Source organism: Hyphomicrobium sp. LHD-15 (assembly GCF_031157355.1).
Classification (GTDB): Bacteria; Pseudomonadota; Alphaproteobacteria; order Rhizobiales; family Hyphomicrobiaceae; genus Hyphomicrobium_C.
This window is the reverse complement of the sequence record NZ_JAVIFT010000001.1, coordinates 1,124,821-1,140,931: the sequence shown is the minus strand read 5'-3', so window position 1 is coordinate 1,140,931 and position 16,111 is coordinate 1,124,821. Positions and strand designations below refer to the sequence as shown.

Below are 16,111 nucleotides of genomic sequence, written 5' to 3'. Positions count from 1 at the left end.
GCCTACTTCTCCTTCGCGCGATAGCCGAGCCCGCGTACCGTCTCGATGCGGTCGCGGCCGATCTTGGCGCGCAGATGGTGAATATGAACCTCGACGGCGTTGCTTTCGATCTCCTCCTGCCAACCGTAGAGCGTGGCTTCGAGATCGGCCTTCGATTGGATGACGCCCGGCCGTTCGGCGAGCGCGAGCAGCACCGCGAATTCCCGGCGCGAGAGCGGCAGCACGTCGCCGTTGACGGAAGCGGTGCGCCGTTCGGTATCGAGGATCATGTCCAGCCAGGTGATGGTCGCGGTTGCGCGGCCGAGCGCGCGGCGCCGAAGCGCGCGTAGACGGGCGGCCACCTCATCGAGGTCGAACGGCTTTCCGAGATAGTCGTCCGCCCCGTTGTCGAGGCCGCGAATACGGTCCGCCACCGTGTCGCGGGCGGTCAGCAGTAGAACCGGCACGGTGTCGTTGCGCTGGCGAAGCTCCTGCAGAACGTCGAAGCCGGACCCGTCCGGCAGCATGATGTCGAGCACGACCCCGTCGAAGCTCGTCGTCGCGAGCGCCGCGAGCGCGTCCGCGCACGTGCCGACCGCTTCCGCCGTGATGCCGTGGATGCCGAGACCGACCGTGAGCCCGTTCTGCAGAACGGCATCGTCTTCGACGACAAGAACCCGCATGATGACCCCTCGCGCAAGGATTTCGCCGATTAAGGCCAATTTTCCAGGAAAATCCAGGCTCCTTCGCGCTTAAGCTTGCCTTAAGCTAGGCCCGGTCCGATTGCACTGGATCTCTGCCCGCAGCGGAAAAGAGCCGCCTCATGAAGTCGATCAACGCCCGATTGTTCGCCCTTTTGCTCGTTGCAACCAGCCTCGTCTGGTTCCTCGGCATGGCGTGGATCTATTCGGGCAGCCGGCAGGAGCTCGAACGCGTGCTCGATTCCCGCCTCGAAGAGGCGACCCGCATGGTCAATTCGCTGGTGGACAGTGCGGACTTGAACGTCACGAACGGCGTATCCGGGGTGCGCGTCCCCAACCGCTCGACGGCTCCCCTGTCCGGCTCGACCGATTTCCGGCTGGCCTGCCAGGTCTGGTCGATCGACGGCCGCCTGGTCGGCAAATCCAGTGACGCGCCCTCGACACAGCTCACGCACGTCAGCAGCGGCTATTCGAACCAGGAGATCAACGGCACCAAGTGGCGGGTTTACGCGCGCGAGGATCGCGAACGCGGCATCCGCGTCCTGGTCGGAGACAACATCGAGCACCGCGAGCGCTTGGTGCGTGAGCTGATATGGGGCCTCGCCGGCCCGGGCATCGTGGTTCTCGGCGTCTTGAGCGCGTTGATCTGGATTGCGATCCGGGAAGGGCTTTCCCCGCTCCGTCGCCTGGCCCGTGTGCTCAAGCGGCGCGACGCCAATGAGCTCGAGCCGATCGATATCGGCCGCACCCCGAGCGAGATTCGCCCGGTCGTGGACGCCCTCAACGGACTATTCAAGCGGGTCGTCGTGGCGCGCGAGCACGAACGCAGCGTGACGGCCTTTGCCGCCCACGAACTCAGAACGCCGCTTGCAGGATTGCGCACCCAGGTTCAGGTCGCACTCGCGGCTGCCGATGCACCGACCCGCGACAATGCTCTCCGGAACGCGTTGATCTCGGTCGACAAGACGACGCGGCTCGCGCGCCAGTTGCTGGCTCTCGCGCAGGTCGACGCCGCCGACAAGCAGGCTCCGCAGGAGTGGATCGATGCGGGTGCGCGCCTCCGCACCATTTGTGACGACCTGAGAACCAAGGAGAACCCGGCACCCGCTGCGATCGACGAGGGATTGTTCGGTTGCATGATGCGGGTGAACCCGGATGCCTTCCATGCCGCCGTTCGCAATCTTACCGAAAATGCGATTCAGCACGGCGGCGATTCCGGGCCCGTGCGCTGGTTCCTCATGCGGTCTGAGACGGCGGCACTTCTCACCCTCGATGACAATGGCCCCGGCATTCCGGACGACGAGATCGGGGTGGTAACGAAGCGGTTCTTCCGGGGGCGTCACAAAAGCGTGCTAGGCAGCGGTCTCGGGCTTTCGATCGCGGAAACCGCGCTTGAAAACGACGGACTATGGCTCAAGCTCGAAAATCGACTTCCCGACCCCGGGCTTCGCGCGCAAATCGTGATTGATGCACAACGTGTTAGCCTGCCTCGGGACGAGCGGCGCTCCTATCCGCAGGCCAACGCGACGGTCGTGGCGGCGGGAGAATGACGCTCTGCGGCGGGTTGACAAATCGTCTCGTCAGCCTTGGCCGTCGTCCGCCTTAAGTTTCCCTTAATCTAAGAAGTTAGACCTCGCGCGCTGGCGAGCGGGAATATGGTGACGAGGACGGGGGCCGATCATGTGGATCGTTAAGTACGCCATCGGGCATCGCCACAGTATCGGCGTGCTGGCAATCCTGCTGCTCCTGGTCGGCGTCTTGTCGGGCCGCGGTATGTCGACGGACATCCTCCCGGCCGTCAACATCCCCGCGATCAACGTCATCTGGACCTATCAGGGCCTCAACCCCCAAGAGATGGCCAGCAAGCTGACCTCGTTCAGCGAGCTCGCCATCATGAACAACGTCGACAACCTGCGTGAGGTGCGGGCCGAGACCATCAGCGGCGTCGGCATTGTGCGCGTCACCTTCCAGCCGGGAACGAACGTGACGTCGGCGTTCTCGCAGGTCACGTCGGTCAGTCAGACGATCTTGCGGCGCATGCCGGCAGGCACCAATCCGCCGCTCATCGTGCCCTATGTGCCGTCGAGCGTGCCGATCATCCAGCTCGTTCTGGCCTCCGATACGCTGACTGACGGGGCACTTTATGACTATGCGCGCCTGCAGCTGCGCGCACAGATCCAATCCATCCGCGGCATCCGCCTTTCGCTCCCCTATGGCGGCGCCTCGCGTCAGGTCATGATCGATCTGAAGCCCGAGGCGCTTCAGGCCTACGGTATTTCCGCAAGCGACATCGCGCGCGCCACCGCGACCCAGAACCTGACGCTGCCGTCCGGCGCGCTCCGCGTCGGAACGCGTGAGATCACCATCACCACCAACGCGAGCCCCGAAACGGTCGCCGCTTTCGCGGATCTGCCGTTGCGCTCGGTCGATGGCCGCGTGATCCGCGTGTCGGAGGTCGCGAGCGTACGCGATGGGCAGGCGGTTCAAAGCAACATCGCCCGCTTGAACGGCCAGAACGCGGTGATCGTCTCGATCCTGAAACTCGGCGACGCCTCGACGCTCGACATCATCAACCAGATCAAGGCCCGCATGCCGGAGCTGCAGGCGGCAGCCCCTGAAGGTATTACCATCGCGCCGGTGTTCGACCAGTCGGTGTTCGTCACAAGCGCCATCAACAACGTGATGGTCGAGGCGGTGATCGTCGGATTGCTCGTCGCTTTCGTCGTGCTGGTATTCCTCGCGAGCTGGCGATCCTCGCTGATCGTCCTGACCTCGATCCCGTTGGCGCTTCTGGCCTCGGTGGCAGGCCTCGCCGCGACCGGCAACACCTTCAACCTGATGACGCTCGGCGGCCTGATGCTCGCAATCGGCATTCTCGTCGACAACGCGCTCGTCGAGATCGAGAACATCAACCGCAACCTGGAACTCGGCTATTCGCTGGATCATGCCGTGCTGAAAAGCGCGAGCGAGGTGGCGTTCCCAGAATTCGTCTCCACGCTCTCGATCTGTATCGTGTTTACGCCGCTGTTCCTGCTGACGGGAACCGCAGCGTTCGTCTTCATCCCGCTGGCGCTTTCGGTCGTGTTCGCGATGATCGCATCCTACGTGTTGTCGCGCACGTTGGTGCCGACGCTGGCGACGTTGATGCTATCGACGACGACGGCGCACCACACCCACGGAAAAGGACTGCTCGGACGTTTGTCCTACGCCGTCGACCGTCTGCTGTCGGCTTTGGAGCGGATCGTTGCCGGCATCGCAAAGCTGCTGTTGCGCTGGAAGTTCATTCCTATTGCAGGCCTTATCTTCGCGCTGTCGCTCGGTGCGATCTCGGCGGCTAAGCTCGGGCGCGAATTCTTCCCGGAAACCGATGCCGGCATGATGCGCATCTATGTGCGCGCCCAAACCGGTCTCAGGCTTGAAGAGACGGCGGGCGTTTTCGCGGACGTGCAGCGGGAGATCCGTAACATCATCCCGGCAGAGGAGGTGGAGTTCATCGCCGAGAACATCGGCAGCCCCGAACCGATCAATCTGGCCTGGGTCGAAAGCGGTGTCATCGGCTCGTTCGACGGCGAGATCCTCGTGCAGCTCGCGGCCGAGCACGCTTCGACCGCCATGTACGTCGCTAAGATCCGCGACATGCTGAAGGAGAAGTTTCCCACCCTCGTGACCTATTTCCGCCCGGCTGATGCGACGTCGCAAACCTTGGCCGGCGCCGCGCAGACGGCAATCGAAGTTCGCTTGATCGGTCGCGATGTTCTCGGCAATGGCGAGATCGCGCGTGATCTGATGGCGCGCATGCGCGAGATTCCAGGCGCGGTCGACATCGCCATGCGCCAGGTGCGAGATCTGCCATCCTACTATCTCGAGATCGATCGCGTACGCGCTTTGCAGATCGGCGTGACCCCGCAGGATGCGGCAACCGCGCTGCTCGCCGCACTCGGCGCGTCGGGTACGGTCTCGCCGAGTTTCTGGGTCGATCCCGCGCAAGGCGCGTCCTACACTGTGCAAGTGGTTGCGCCGCCCTCGAACCTCACGTCCCTCGAGCAGCTGCTCAACACGCCGGTGCGTCCTTCTGCCGGCGGCCAGCCTGTAACGCTGCGTTCGTTTGCGTCTCTGCAGCTGCGCAACATCCCGGCCAACATCGATCGCACGACGCTGCAGCCGACGACGACGATCCTCGCCAACACGCAAGGCCGCGATCTCGGCAGCGTCTACGCCGATGTGTCCGCGGTGATCGATCAGCTTCGTCCGCGCCTGAAGCCCGCCAACCGCATCGAGGTTGCAGGCCAGGCGCAATCGATGGAGCAGGCTTACGCCGAGATGCTGGGCGGCCTCTTGATGGCGGCGGTTTTCGTGTATCTCGTCATGGTGGTGAATTTCCAATCCTGGATGATGCCGCTGATCGCGATGGGTGGCTTGCCGGTGGCGATATCGGGTGCGTTGTTCGCGCTCTTCATCACCGGCACACCGGTGTCCGTTCCGGCACTCACCGGTCTGATCATGGTGATCGGCGTGTCGACCGCCAACAGCGTTCTGGTCACGAGCTTCGCGCGCGATCGCTTGCTGGAAGGCGCCCCCCCGGCGGTGGCTGCGGTCGAAGCTGCCGAGACGCGCCTGCGCCCCGTCCTGATGACCGCGACCGCGATGATCGTCGGCATCCTGCCGATGGCCCTCGGCCACGGCGAAGGCGGCGAGCAGAACGCGCCCCTTGGCCGCGCCGTGGTTGGTGGTCTGATATTCGGCACCTGCGCGACGCTCACCTTCGTGCCATTCTTGTTCTCGACGCTTGCCGGCCTTGGTCGGCGTCGCATAACCACCGAAACCCCGCCGGAGGCCGAAGTCGCGCGCCCCCACGCTTTGGCTGAATGAGACGACGGAGCACGAGCCAAATGACGTCCAAAGCACTTGTGGTTTCCGGCCTTGCACTCGCGGCTTTTGCCGGCCTCGGCGGGTGGCTTGCAACTCAGCCCGATGGCGCCGCCACCTTGAGCGGCGGATTGAAGACGCTCGGGCTCGGACCGGAGGCCGCCATTGCCGAGGCGGTGCCCGCCGCCAAGGACAAGAAGCCGCCTTTGCGCTCGGTACGCGTCGTTCGCCCTGAAGCCGCCGCCGGCACTTCGACGCTGACGCTCGCCGGACGTACCGCGCCGAAGGAACAGGCGCTGGTCTCCTCCCGCGCGAGCGGCGTTGTCGCGGAGCGCAAGGTCGATATCGGCGATCACGTCAAGGAAGGCGATGTCCTTGTCGTCATCGAGGCGCCGGAGATCGAGCAGGAACTGCTGCGTGCCCGTGCCTCGGTCGATCAGATGAAGGCGCGGCTCGAGCTTGCCCGCGCCACGCTGGATCGCGCCGAAAGCCTCGTCGGCAAGGGCCATGTCTCCGAACAGACCGTCGACGAGCGCCGCGCCACCAAGATGGGGGCCGACGCGGATCTCGCGGCCGCCCTCGCCGAGGTGAAACGGCTGGAGGAGGTCAAGAGCTTCCAGACCATCCGCGCACCCTTCGAGGGAATCGTGGTGGCACGTCAGGTCGAGCGCGGCGACAAGGTCTCGGCCGATTCCAGCCAGCAAGGCGGCTACCTGCTGCGCATCGCCGATCTCGCCGACCTGCGCATCGAGATCGACGTTCCGCAGTCTTACTCGCTTCAGGTCGTGCCCGGTGTCGAGGCGAAGGTTTCGTTCGCCGAGATTCCCGATCAGGCTTTGAAGGCCCGCGTCGCCCGTTCCTCCGGATTGGTCGATCAGACCTCGAGCACCATGCGCGCCGAGCTGCTGATGCCGAACCCCGGCAATCGCATTCCCGCGGGCCTTAGCGGACAGGTCACTCTGGAGGTCGGCACCGCCGACGGCACCGTGACCATCCCGACCAACACGCTGATCACCCGCGAGGGCCGCCAGATGGTCGCCACGGTCGATGAGCAGGATCGGGTTCGCCTGAAGCCCGTCACCGTCGCCCGCGATCTCGGTGAGCGCGTCGTGATCCCCACTGGCCTGACCGTTAACGATAGAGTCATCGTCAGCCCCAACGCGCTCCTGCGCGCCGGCGATCAGGTCGAGATCCTGACGCCGACGGCCAAGGCCGGAGACGGAAAAAAATAGCAGGCCGGAGCAGGGGTTAGGCGGTACACGCCCTGGTCGCGGGGCTTCCGGGAGACACCCGGACACCGGCCTTTTACCCCTTCTGCCGCACCGGCTGGCGGCGGCGGGCAAAACCGGGTAAAGAACCCCCACGCTAGACCTTTGGCCCCTGCAACCGCGTCTCCCTTTGGAGGCCGGACGGGCTGCCAGTGCCCGAGAAGCCATCCCGACCATGACATTCCCGACCACGCACCCGGCGCTCGCTCGCGCGCTCGCCGCCCGCGACTATTCGGTCCCGACCGCCGTACAGGTCGCCGTGCTCGATGCGAACGCCACCGGCCGCGACTTGCTGGTCTCGGCGCAGACGGGATCGGGCAAGACTGTCGCCTTCGGTTTGGCGATGGCCGCCACGCTGCTTGGCGAGGCCGAGCGTTTCGGACAGGCCGCCGAGCCGCAGGCGCTGATCATTGCACCGACGCGCGAGCTTGCGCTCCAGGTTCAGCGGGAGCTGGCCTGGCTCTATGCCGAGGCGGGCGCCCGCGTCATCACGTGCGTCGGCGGCATGGATGCGCGCGCGGAAGCCCGCCAGCTCAGCTTCGGCGCCCACATCGTTGTCGGCACGCCGGGCCGCCTTCGCGACCATCTCGAGCGCCATCGCTTGGATCTCTCGAAGCTCAAGACCATCGTGCTCGACGAAGCCGACGAGATGCTCGATCTCGGCTTCCGCGAAGACCTCGAGTTCATCCTCGATGCCACCCCGCCAGAGCGCCAGACATTGCTGTTCTCGGCCACCATGCCGCGCGAGATCGAGACGCTCGCTCGCCGCTACCAGCGCGACGCCGTGCGCATCGAGACCCTCCGGCGCAACGAGCAGCACGCCGACATCGAATATCGCGCCATCCGCGTCGCTCCGTTCGACGTCGAGAATGCGGTCGTGAACGTTCTGCGTCTGCATGAAGCGCGCGCCGCGATCGTCTTCTGTGCCACCCGCGAAGCGGTAAAGCGCCTGCACGCGCGCCTTGTTGAGCGCGGCTTCTCGGCGGTGGCGCTCTCGGGCGAGCTGTCGCAGAACGAGCGTACGCAGGCGCTTCATGCGCTCCGCGATGGGCGCGCGCGCGTTCTCGTCGCAACCGACGTGGCGGCACGCGGCCTCGATCTGCCGGATCTCGCGCTCGTCATCCATGCCGATCTTCCCAACGACCACGAGACGCTTCTTCATCGCTCGGGCCGCACCGGCCGCGCGGGCAGGAAGGGCCTCTGCGTGATGATCGTCGCCTTCAACCGGCGCCGCAAAGCTGAAACGCTGCTGAGCGCGGCGCGTCTCAAGGTCACCTGGGGTCCGGCGCCGACGGCAGAGGAGATCCGCGCGCGCGATCAGGAACGCTTTCTCGAAGATGCCATCTTCACCGAAGCCGCACCTGAGGACGAGCTTGCGCTGGCCCGCGCGCTTCAGGGCGCGCGCTCGGCCGACGAGATCGCGCTCGCGCTGGTCCGCATGCATCGCGCTCAACTTCCCGCGCCCGAGGATCTGGCCGAAGATACCGGCCCCCCGCCGCGCGCCGACCGCAAGCGTGGCGAGCCCTGGAAGCCGAATGATCGCGGCCGGGATCGCTTCGAGCGCCGCCCCGATCGCGCCCCTTACGCGGAGCGCGCGGCCGGAGCCGAGGGCGAAAGCGGCGCCGAGCGCCGTCCGCCGCGCGAACGCCGCCACGACGATCGCGAGAAAGTGTGGTTCCGCCTCAACATCGGGCGCGAGCGCAACGCGGACCCGCGTTGGCTGCTGCCGCTGATCTGCAAGGCAGGCGGCGTCACCAAATCGGAAATCGGTGCCATCAAGATCTTCGACCGCGATACGCGTTTCGAGATCGTTGCCGAGTTCGCGGATAAGTTTGCGGATGCTGCGCGTTCGATGCCGTCGAACGAAGGTCGCATCTCCCGCGTCGGTGCGCACGGTGCTGCCGACTTTGCGGCCGTAACTGATCGGATCGATGCACTGGCGAACCCGGGCGAAGCCGCGCCTTCTCCGGCGGGAGATCAGGAACGCCGCCGCCCGTTTACGGATGGCCCGCGCCCCGAGCGCCCGAAGAAGCCCTGGCGCGATCGCTCGGGAACCGAGGAGCGCGCGCCGTCCGCTGAAGGCTCGCGCTCTGAGCGGCCGAAAGCGCCCTGGCGCGACCGTCCGGGAACCGGAGAGCGTGCGCCGTCCGCTGAAGGCTCGCGCGCCGAGCGCCCGAAGAAGCCCTGGCGCGATCGCACGGGAACCGAGGACCGCACGCAGTCTACCGAAGGCTCGCGCCACGAGCGCCCGAAGAAGCCTTGGCGCGATCGCTCGGGAAGCGAGGAACGCGCGCAGTCCGCTGACGGCGCGCGCCATGAACGGCCGAAAGCGCCCTGGCGCGATCGGCCTGCCGCCGACGGCGACGCCAAGCCTTATCGCAACGGCTTTTCCAAAGGCTCGTTCTCGAAGGGACCGCATGCGCGCGGCTCAGCCCGGCCCGGTAGCGACAGATCGGGTGCGGAGAACGCGGGCAAGCCGGGTCCGAAGCGCCCGACATCGAAGTACGCGCACAAGAAGAAGCATCGGGCCGGCCCACCTGGCGGTAAGAAGTAACGACCCGGCGGATCCCGCGCGATGGCGTATGTGCTCTACATCGTCGAATGCGCCGATGGCACCTACTACACCGGCATCGCGACCGACGTTCAGCGCCGCCTCGAGCAGCACAACGGCGAAAAAGCGCGCGGTGCGCGCTACACGGCGGCGCGCCGGCCGGTGACGCTCGTTTATGAAGCGGCCTTCGAAACGCGGTCTGCCGCGCTGAAGGAAGAAATCCGCATCAAACGGCTGACGCGCGCCGAGAAGGAAGCGCTGATCCGCACGGCGCGTCACGGCTGAGCGCTGCGCCGACGGCCGGTCAACGCGTGAACGCGTACACGAGGCCGATCAGCGTTGCCGCCAGCGCGAGCGCGCCCGGAATGATGTCGATCTCGACCCACGCCTGACGGCCTGAGAGCGACCCGGTCGCGGTCTCGACCTCCGAATGAAGAAAGTGATCGAGCCCTTCCTGCTTGGCCTTCATGTGATGGGTTGCCGTCACGAAGATGATGAACGGCAGCATGAGAAAGATAAGGATCAGGACGGAAGCCGCCGCGAGTGCGAAGTCGGCTTCGCGGCCGGTGCCGAAGGTGATCCACGCTGCGACGATCATCCAGACGAACGCCGCAACCACCGAGCGGTAAACCGCGCGTGGCAGCTCGCCGCCGGGCAGCTCGTCAGGTTTGGGATGTGCCGGATGTGTGGGCATCACGGGGTTTGAGCGGTCGGTCATCGCCGAACTCCTCGCTGAGTTTATCCCCGTCTCCTGAATATAGGTCCGGCACGCCGCGCCCCGAATATACAAATCGGCAAGCTTCTGGAATGCATGTGCCGAAAAAGCAGAAAAGCTTCTCGTTTTTTCTTCGTTCGGTGCTTGGCACCACAACACTAGCATCCGTCCCTTAGGGGTGTTTTTCTTGGGGGATTGAATGTCGCGTCGCTCGTCGTTGCTGACCCGTTCAGCACGGACCATGCCGGCCCTTGCGGTCATGGCAGCCGTTGGTGTCGTTGTGCCGTTTGAGGTGCACGCGACAGAAGGATATTTCCAGCACGGCTACGGAGCACGCTCCAAAGCGCTCGGCGGTACCGGTGCTGCCGACACGCGCGACTCGACCGGCGTTTCGCTGAACCCTGCAGGCTTGGTTCACGTCGAGAACGAGTGGACTGCGGCAGTCTCCGCGTTCAGTCCGCGCCGCGAGTTCGAAGGTGGCGTTGGAGTGGGCTTCACCCCCGAAGGAACGGTCGAAAGCGATACCAACTGGTTTGCCGTTCCCAATCTGTCCGCGAGCTATCGCCTGGCGCCCAATCCGTTTGTCGATGTGATCGGCTTCTCGGTCTATGGCAGCGGCGGCATGAACACGGACTACCCCGGCGTCGATCGTGGCGGTCCGACCGGCATCTTCCTGGGCGGCCCCCTGGGCGTCGATCTGCAACAGGCGCTGATCTCGGTCGCATTCGCGAAAACCATTGCCCCCGGCGTTTCAGTCGGCGTCGCCCCGATCCTGGCCCGCCAGCAGATCAAGCTGCGCGGCCTCGGCGCTTTTGCGCCCGGATCGAGTGATCCCGGCTACGTCACCAACAACGGCACCGATGTGTCGTGGGGCGTGGGTGTGCGCGGCGGCGTGGAATGGGCAGTGGCTCCAAACATTCGCTTGGGCGTCGCCGGCAACTCGCCGATCTGGTCCGAGGAGTTCGATAAGTATCGCGGTCTGTTCGCCGAGCAGGGCAGCTTCGACATTCCGGCCAGCATTCAGGCCGGTATCGCCGTCGATGTCACGCCGAACCTGACGGTCCTCGCCGACTACCGCCACATCTGGTTCGGCTCGATTGCCTCGATCGCGAACCCGTCGACCAATGCCGCACTGCTCGGATCGGACAACGGCCCTGGCTTCGGCTGGGATGATGTCGACGTCATCAAGCTCGGTGTCGAATGGCGCTCGTCGCCCACGCTCACCCTGCGCGCCGGATACTCCTACGCAACCAACCCGATCTCGTCGCGCGACGTGCAGTTCAACATCCTGGCTCCGGCAGTCGTCCAGCACCACATCACTGCGGGCTTCGAATACAAGGTCAACAAGGCTTGGTCGGTCGAGTTCGCGGGGCTGTATGCTCCGGAGGAGACTGTCAGCGGGTACGAGATTCCGCCCGGAAATCCCGGCCATGCGATCGACATCAGCATGTACCAGTTCGAGGCGACACTCGGCGTGAAGTACAAGTTCGGCGCCGACGAAGCGCCGCTCAAGTAAGCCGCGTTCGCCGTCCTGGCCTCGACAGTCCGGTCGTGTTTGATTAAATCCCAAACACGACCACGAGGACACTGTAGATGACACCAACACTCTTCACGCCCTGGGAGTCGCTCGCTGGCGGCGCTTTGATTGGCGCCTCCGCCGTGCTGCTGCTTCTGATAACGGGGCGCATCGCCGGTATCAGCGGCATCGTCCGACGCCTGCTCCCGCCCTACGGCACGAGCGCACCGGTCGAGGCGGCGGTGTTCATCGGCGGTCTGTTCGCGAGCCCGTTCCTCTGGACGCTTGCGACCGGCGAGCCGGTCCGGCAGACGGTTACCGATAGCCTCAGCCTCGCCATCGTCGCCGGCCTGCTTGTCGGTGCCGGGGTGTTCGCGGCGCGCGGCTGCACCAGCGGGCATGGTGTCTGCGGCCTCGCACGCCTGTCGCGCCGTTCGATCGCCGCGACCGCGATCTTCATGGCGACTGCGGCGGCCACCGTCTATGGCGTGCGGCATATCCTGGGAGGCTGGCCATGGGCGTGATTGGCGCATTGGCAGCCGGGCTGCTGTTCGGAGTTGGGTTGATCGTCTCCGGCATGGCCGATCCGGCAAAGGTTTTGAACTTTCTCGATGTCGCCGGCACCTGGGATCCGAGCCTCGCGTTCGTCATGGCAGGCGCCATCGGCGTTGCCGCGCCCGGCTTTTGGCTCGTGCGCCGGCGCAAGGCCCCGCTTGCCGCGCAAAGCTTCCTGGTTCCGCCGGCCGATGCGCCGATCGACAGAAGCCTCGTCATAGGTGCCGCCGTGTTTGGCATCGGCTGGGGCCTCGCTGGATTTTGCCCGGGCCCGGCGCTGGTGTCGCTCCCGCTCGGCACGCAGGGAGCCGTCGCGTTCGTTTCCGCGATGGTCGCCGCAATATCCGTCGGCGCGCTGTTGCAAAAACGAAAGTAACGCCGAAAATATCTGTAGATGTCGGGACCTAGGGGCGAGACCCCTCTTTTGCATCCGCGCGAAGCCACCTAGCTTCTGCTTTGCGGATGCGCGCCTAAGCTTATGAAGATCGCATCCGAGCGGATCGGAGATGGGGATGGGCAATCCGCGACGCATTCAACGCCGCGCCGAGAAGGGTTGGCGCTTGCCGCCGGACACCGTCTACGTCGGGCGAGGAACCAAATGGGGGAACCCGTTTCCCTTCGAACATCAGCGCTATCTCGGAAAGGCTTGGGCCGTCGAGGCTTACGCCCAGTGGCTGACGACGACGCTGCAAGGCATGACCCTGCTGCGCGAGCATCTGCACGAGCTCAAGGGCAAGAGCCTCGCGTCGTGGGAGAAGCTGGACGAGCCGAGCCACGCCGATCTTCTGCTGGCGCTCGCCAATGAGGAAATCGGCGCGCGCGACGCGCGGATGTCCGGAGCCACCGCCGCCGCTCTTGCAAAGATAAAGCAATATGAAAAGGAAGCGGCGGCCTCACGTTCGTGAAGCCGCCGCGTCATTGTCGTTTGGTTTCGATCAGAGCTGCGCCCGACTACAGATGCGAATGTCCGGCCTGACGCTGGATATCGCGCAGCGCCGAGACCAAGAGATCGATCTCGCCACAGGTGTTGTAGAACGCGAACGACGGACGCACCGTCGTCTCTTGTCCGAACCTCCGCAAGATCGGCTGCGCGCAGTGATGGCCCGAGCGCACCGCGATCCCGTACTTGTTGAGGCGAGCACCGACTTCCTCGCTCGGAACACCCTTCAGGATGAGCGAGATGACGCCCGCCTTCTCCGGAGCCGTTCCGATGATCGTGAGGCCGGGAACCTCGCTCAAGAGCTTGTTGGTCGCATACACGATCAACCCATGCTCATAGCGCGAGATGTTCTCGAGTCCGATCCGCTCGACGTAGTCGATCGCAGCCCCCAACCCCACCGCGTCTGCGATGTTGCCGGTGCCTGCCTCGAAACGGTTCGGAGCATTGTGGAAGATGCTCCGCTCGAGCGTCACGTCCTGGATCATGTTGCCGCCGGTCTGGTAGGGCGGAAGGCTGTTGAGCAGATCCTTCTTGCCCCAGAGCACGCCGATGCCGGTCGGACCGAACAGCTTGTGCCCCGAGAACACGAAGAAGTCCGCGCCGAGTTCCTGCACGTCCACCTTCATGTGTGAGACCGACTGCGCGCCGTCCACCAGAACCCGCGCGCCGACCCGTTTCGCCATCTCCACCATTTGCTGGGCGGGGGTGACGGTGCCGAGAGCGTTCGAGACCTGGGTGAACGAGACGAGCTTGGTACGACCGTTGAGAAGCTTGCCATACTCCTCGAGCAGAACCGCGCCGCGATCGTCGACCGGTGCGACACGCAGCTTGGCACCCTTGGCGAGCGCGAGCTGCTGCCACGGCACGATGTTGGCATGGTGCTCGAGATGCGTGATGACGATCTCGTCTCCCGGGCCGACATGCTGCAGGCCGTACGTGGCCGCCACCAGGTTGATGGACTCGGTGGTGCCGCGCGTGAACACGATCTCCTCGATCGACGGCGCATTGATGAAGCGCTGGACTTTCTGGCGCGCTCCTTCGTAGGCATCCGTCGACCGCGCGGCCAGCTCATGGGCTGCGCGGTGAATGTTCGAGTTCTCGTGCTCGTAGAAATGCACCAGGCGATCGATGACCGCCTTCGGCTTTTGCGTGGTTGCGGCGTTGTCGAGCCAGACCAGTGGCCGCCCGTTGACATGCTCCGAAAGGATCGGGAAGTCGCGCCGGATCGCATTCACGTCGAAAGGTGGATGCGCGGATGCGAACTCCGAATGGATCCCCGGTCCCGTCGCTCCCGGGACGCCGATGCCGCCAAATCCTTGCGGAGAGGCAGGCCCGATGTCCTTGAGGAAGTAAAGCGATGAACCGGCCCCATTCGTCGGATCGGCAACCCGTGTCTCGCCGCCGATTGTACCAAGCAAAGACTTGAGCTCCGCGTCGTACGGCAGCGGGACGGGTGACGGATCCACCGTGCCCTTCGAATGCGGGGTCGAGAGCGGGATGTCGGGCTTCAGCTCCATATCGTGGTGGGCGGGTTCGGACGGACCGCCGAACAGCGCCCTGAGTTCCGCCTCGTAGGGAAGCGGAATTGTCCACGCTTCAGTCGCGCTTCCGCGCGACTGCGGTGCCGAGAGCGGCACATCCGGTACCAGCACCGGCGGCGGTGGCGCCACCGGCAGGTTGGGCACGCCCGGCAGCACGCCCGCCGTGAGGTCGGGTGATGCCGTCAGCGCTTCGCCTGCAAGCCGCACCAGCGATGCTTCGCTGGGTACGCCGGAGGTGGGATGGATGCCTTGCGGGCTCGCCCCCACACCGCCGAGCGACGGTGCGTACCTGGCCGGATCCGCGCCACCCGGAACGTCCGGCACGAGGCCTTGCGGCGTCGCGACCGGCGAAATCCCAGGCAGACCCGCTCCGGGAATGCCAGCTAGAGGAGAGCTCGGTGTCGAAGCGAAAAGCTCGTTCGCGAGCCTTGCGAGCGAGGCTTCATCCGGCAGCCCCGAACCTGGACTAAGCCCCTGCGGACTTAGCCCGACGCCGCCGAGCGACGGGTTCACCCGCGTCGGATCCGGCAGCGGGTTTGGGCCCGGATTGGGGTAGTCACTTATACTCATGATACTTGCCCACCTCGACGCCTTCGAGCACGCCAAGCGAATCTTCCGTCAGGACCGCGAGCGAACAATAGAGCGAGACGAGATAGGAGGCGATCGCCTTGTGGTTGATGCCCATGAAGCGGACCGAGAGGCCCTTGCTTTGTTCGCCGGGAAGGCCGGGCTGATAGAGGCCGACAACGCCCTGCTTGGATTCACCGGTCCGGATCAGCAGGATGTTGGTCTTGCCGCCCTTGACCTCGAGCTTGTCCGACGGGATCAGCGGAATGCCGCGCCAGGTCAGGAACGGCGAGCCGAACAGGTTGATCGTCGGCGGCGGAACGCCACGACGGGTGCACTCGCGGCCGAAGGCAGCGATGGCGAGCGGATGGGCGAGGAAGAAGGCGGGCTCTTTCCACACCCGCGAGATCAGCTCGTCAAGGTCGTCAGGGGTCGGCGCGCCGGTGCGGGTCTTGATCTTCTGGGCGGGCGCGGCGCTGGCGAGCAGGCCGTACTCCTTGTTGTTGATCAGCTCGCTTTCCTGCCGCTCCTTGATGATCTCGATGGTGAGGCGGAGCTGCTCTTTGATCTGGTTGTGCGGGACCGAATAAAGGTCCGAAACGCGGGTATGGATGTCGAGCACGGTATTGACGGCCGACAGCATGTATTCGCGCGGGGTGTCGACATAGTCGACGTAGGTGTTGGGCAGTGCGCGCTCGTCGCGCAGCGAGCAGGCAACTTCGACGCTGTCCTCGTCCTTCACGCGGTTCACGCGATAGATGCCGGCTTCGACCGGAACCCAGTTCAGGAAATGCACGAGCCATCGCGGGGTGATGCTCGACATTTGCGGTACGGTTTTGGTCGCGTTGGCTAATTGCCTCGCTGCGACATCGCCCAATGCTGTTTGTTCTTCGTCTGCCATGTTGGCCTCCG

Annotated in this window: 13 protein-coding genes; 9 read left to right on the top strand and 4 right to left on the bottom strand. The window is 65.1% G+C overall.

Features of this window, described 5'->3' with window-relative positions; translation table 11 throughout:
• Nucleotides 1–2: 2 nt before the first annotated feature.
• Nucleotides 3–662 (bottom strand): response regulator transcription factor, encoded by a 660-nt coding sequence (locus RCO24_RS05185; RefSeq protein ID WP_308960372.1) that lies wholly within the window; start codon nucleotides 660–662, stop codon nucleotides 3–5.
• Nucleotides 663–802: 140 nt separating this feature from the next.
• Between RCO24_RS05185 and RCO24_RS05180 the strand changes: the two genes are divergently transcribed.
• The 5 genes from RCO24_RS05180 (at nucleotide 803) to RCO24_RS05160 (ending at nucleotide 9,650) form a co-directional block, all read left to right on the top strand.
• Nucleotides 803–2,230, top strand: coding sequence for a sensor histidine kinase N-terminal domain-containing protein (locus tag RCO24_RS05180; RefSeq protein ID WP_308960370.1), 1,428 nt, complete (start codon nucleotides 803–805; stop codon nucleotides 2,228–2,230).
• Nucleotides 2,231–2,360: 130 nt separating this feature from the next.
• Complete coding sequence (locus RCO24_RS05175) at nucleotides 2,361–5,549, top strand: efflux RND transporter permease subunit (RefSeq protein ID WP_308960368.1); 3,189 nt, start codon at nucleotides 2,361–2,363, stop codon at nucleotides 5,547–5,549.
• Nucleotides 5,550–5,569: 20 nt separating this feature from the next.
• Nucleotides 5,570–6,778 carry an efflux RND transporter periplasmic adaptor subunit gene (locus RCO24_RS05170; protein ID WP_308960367.1) on the top strand — a complete coding sequence of 403 codons (1,209 nt, stop codon included), beginning with the start codon at nucleotides 5,570–5,572 and terminating at the stop codon, nucleotides 6,776–6,778.
• 211 nt (nucleotides 6,779–6,989) lie between these two features.
• A complete protein-coding gene (locus RCO24_RS05165) occupies nucleotides 6,990–9,368 on the top strand; it encodes a DEAD/DEAH box helicase (protein ID WP_308960366.1) in 2,379 nt (792 codons plus the stop codon).
• Nucleotides 9,369–9,389: 21 nt separating this feature from the next.
• Entirely contained in the window at nucleotides 9,390–9,650 is a 261-nt protein-coding gene (locus RCO24_RS05160; protein ID WP_308960364.1) for a GIY-YIG nuclease family protein, read from the top strand.
• A 19-nt stretch (nucleotides 9,651–9,669) separates the two neighbouring features.
• On the opposite strand, the gene RCO24_RS05155 is transcribed toward RCO24_RS05160, so the two are convergent.
• Nucleotides 9,670–10,083, bottom strand: a complete 414-nt coding sequence (locus RCO24_RS05155) for a hypothetical protein (RefSeq protein WP_308960362.1) — start codon at nucleotides 10,081–10,083, stop codon at nucleotides 9,670–9,672.
• A 196-nt stretch (nucleotides 10,084–10,279) separates the two neighbouring features.
• Here RCO24_RS05155 and RCO24_RS05150 point away from each other — a divergent pair, with 196 nt between their 5' ends.
• The 4 genes from RCO24_RS05150 (at nucleotide 10,280) to RCO24_RS05135 (ending at nucleotide 13,056) form a co-directional block, all read left to right on the top strand.
• The gene (locus RCO24_RS05150) at nucleotides 10,280–11,596 is read left to right on the top strand and encodes an outer membrane protein transport protein (protein WP_308960361.1); all 1,317 of its coding nucleotides are present in this window, start codon (nucleotides 10,280–10,282) and stop codon (nucleotides 11,594–11,596) included.
• A 77-nt stretch (nucleotides 11,597–11,673) separates the two neighbouring features.
• On the top strand, nucleotides 11,674–12,120 hold the full coding sequence (locus RCO24_RS05145; RefSeq protein ID WP_308960360.1) for a YeeE/YedE thiosulfate transporter family protein: 447 nt from the start codon (nucleotides 11,674–11,676) through the stop codon (nucleotides 12,118–12,120).
• Nucleotides 12,111–12,527, top strand: a complete 417-nt coding sequence (locus tag RCO24_RS05140; protein WP_308960359.1) for a YeeE/YedE family protein — start codon at nucleotides 12,111–12,113, stop codon at nucleotides 12,525–12,527. The genes RCO24_RS05145 and RCO24_RS05140 overlap by 10 nt, the downstream gene beginning before the upstream one ends.
• A gap of 136 nt (nucleotides 12,528–12,663) precedes the next feature.
• Nucleotides 12,664–13,056, top strand: coding sequence for a DUF4326 domain-containing protein (locus RCO24_RS05135; protein WP_308960357.1), 393 nt, complete (start codon nucleotides 12,664–12,666; stop codon nucleotides 13,054–13,056).
• Between the two features lie 46 nt (nucleotides 13,057–13,102).
• On the opposite strand, the gene RCO24_RS05130 is transcribed toward RCO24_RS05135, so the two are convergent.
• The gene (locus tag RCO24_RS05130) at nucleotides 13,103–15,202 is read right to left on the bottom strand and encodes a family 2A encapsulin nanocompartment cargo protein cysteine desulfurase (RefSeq protein WP_308960356.1); all 2,100 of its coding nucleotides are present in this window, start codon (nucleotides 15,200–15,202) and stop codon (nucleotides 13,103–13,105) included.
• Nucleotides 15,189–16,100 (bottom strand): family 2A encapsulin nanocompartment shell protein, encoded by a 912-nt coding sequence (locus tag RCO24_RS05125; protein WP_308960354.1) that lies wholly within the window; start codon nucleotides 16,098–16,100, stop codon nucleotides 15,189–15,191. Before RCO24_RS05125 ends, RCO24_RS05130 begins: the two co-directional genes overlap by 14 nt.
• Nucleotides 16,101–16,111 lie beyond the last annotated feature (11 nt).

Coding starts and splice junctions, on each gene's coding strand:
- RCO24_RS05130 (WP_308960356.1), bottom strand. CDS start 15,202: ATGAGTATAAGTGACTACCCCAATCCGGGCCCAAACCCGCTGCCGGAT.
- RCO24_RS05140 (WP_308960359.1), top strand. CDS start 12,111: ATGGGCGTGATTGGCGCATTGGCAGCCGGGCTGCTGTTCGGAGTTGGG.
- RCO24_RS05175 (WP_308960368.1), top strand. CDS start 2,361: ATGTGGATCGTTAAGTACGCCATCGGGCATCGCCACAGTATCGGCGTG.
- RCO24_RS05160 (WP_308960364.1), top strand. CDS start 9,390: ATGGCGTATGTGCTCTACATCGTCGAATGCGCCGATGGCACCTACTAC.
- RCO24_RS05125 (WP_308960354.1), bottom strand. CDS start 16,100: ATGGCAGACGAAGAACAAACAGCATTGGGCGATGTCGCAGCGAGGCAA.
- RCO24_RS05180 (WP_308960370.1), top strand. CDS start 803: ATGAAGTCGATCAACGCCCGATTGTTCGCCCTTTTGCTCGTTGCAACC.
- RCO24_RS05165 (WP_308960366.1), top strand. CDS start 6,990: ATGACATTCCCGACCACGCACCCGGCGCTCGCTCGCGCGCTCGCCGCC.
- RCO24_RS05170 (WP_308960367.1), top strand. CDS start 5,570: ATGACGTCCAAAGCACTTGTGGTTTCCGGCCTTGCACTCGCGGCTTTT.
- RCO24_RS05135 (WP_308960357.1), top strand. CDS start 12,664: ATGGGCAATCCGCGACGCATTCAACGCCGCGCCGAGAAGGGTTGGCGC.
- RCO24_RS05155 (WP_308960362.1), bottom strand. CDS start 10,083: ATGACCGACCGCTCAAACCCCGTGATGCCCACACATCCGGCACATCCC.
- RCO24_RS05185 (WP_308960372.1), bottom strand. CDS start 662: ATGCGGGTTCTTGTCGTCGAAGACGATGCCGTTCTGCAGAACGGGCTC.
- RCO24_RS05145 (WP_308960360.1), top strand. CDS start 11,674: ATGACACCAACACTCTTCACGCCCTGGGAGTCGCTCGCTGGCGGCGCT.
- RCO24_RS05150 (WP_308960361.1), top strand. CDS start 10,280: ATGTCGCGTCGCTCGTCGTTGCTGACCCGTTCAGCACGGACCATGCCG.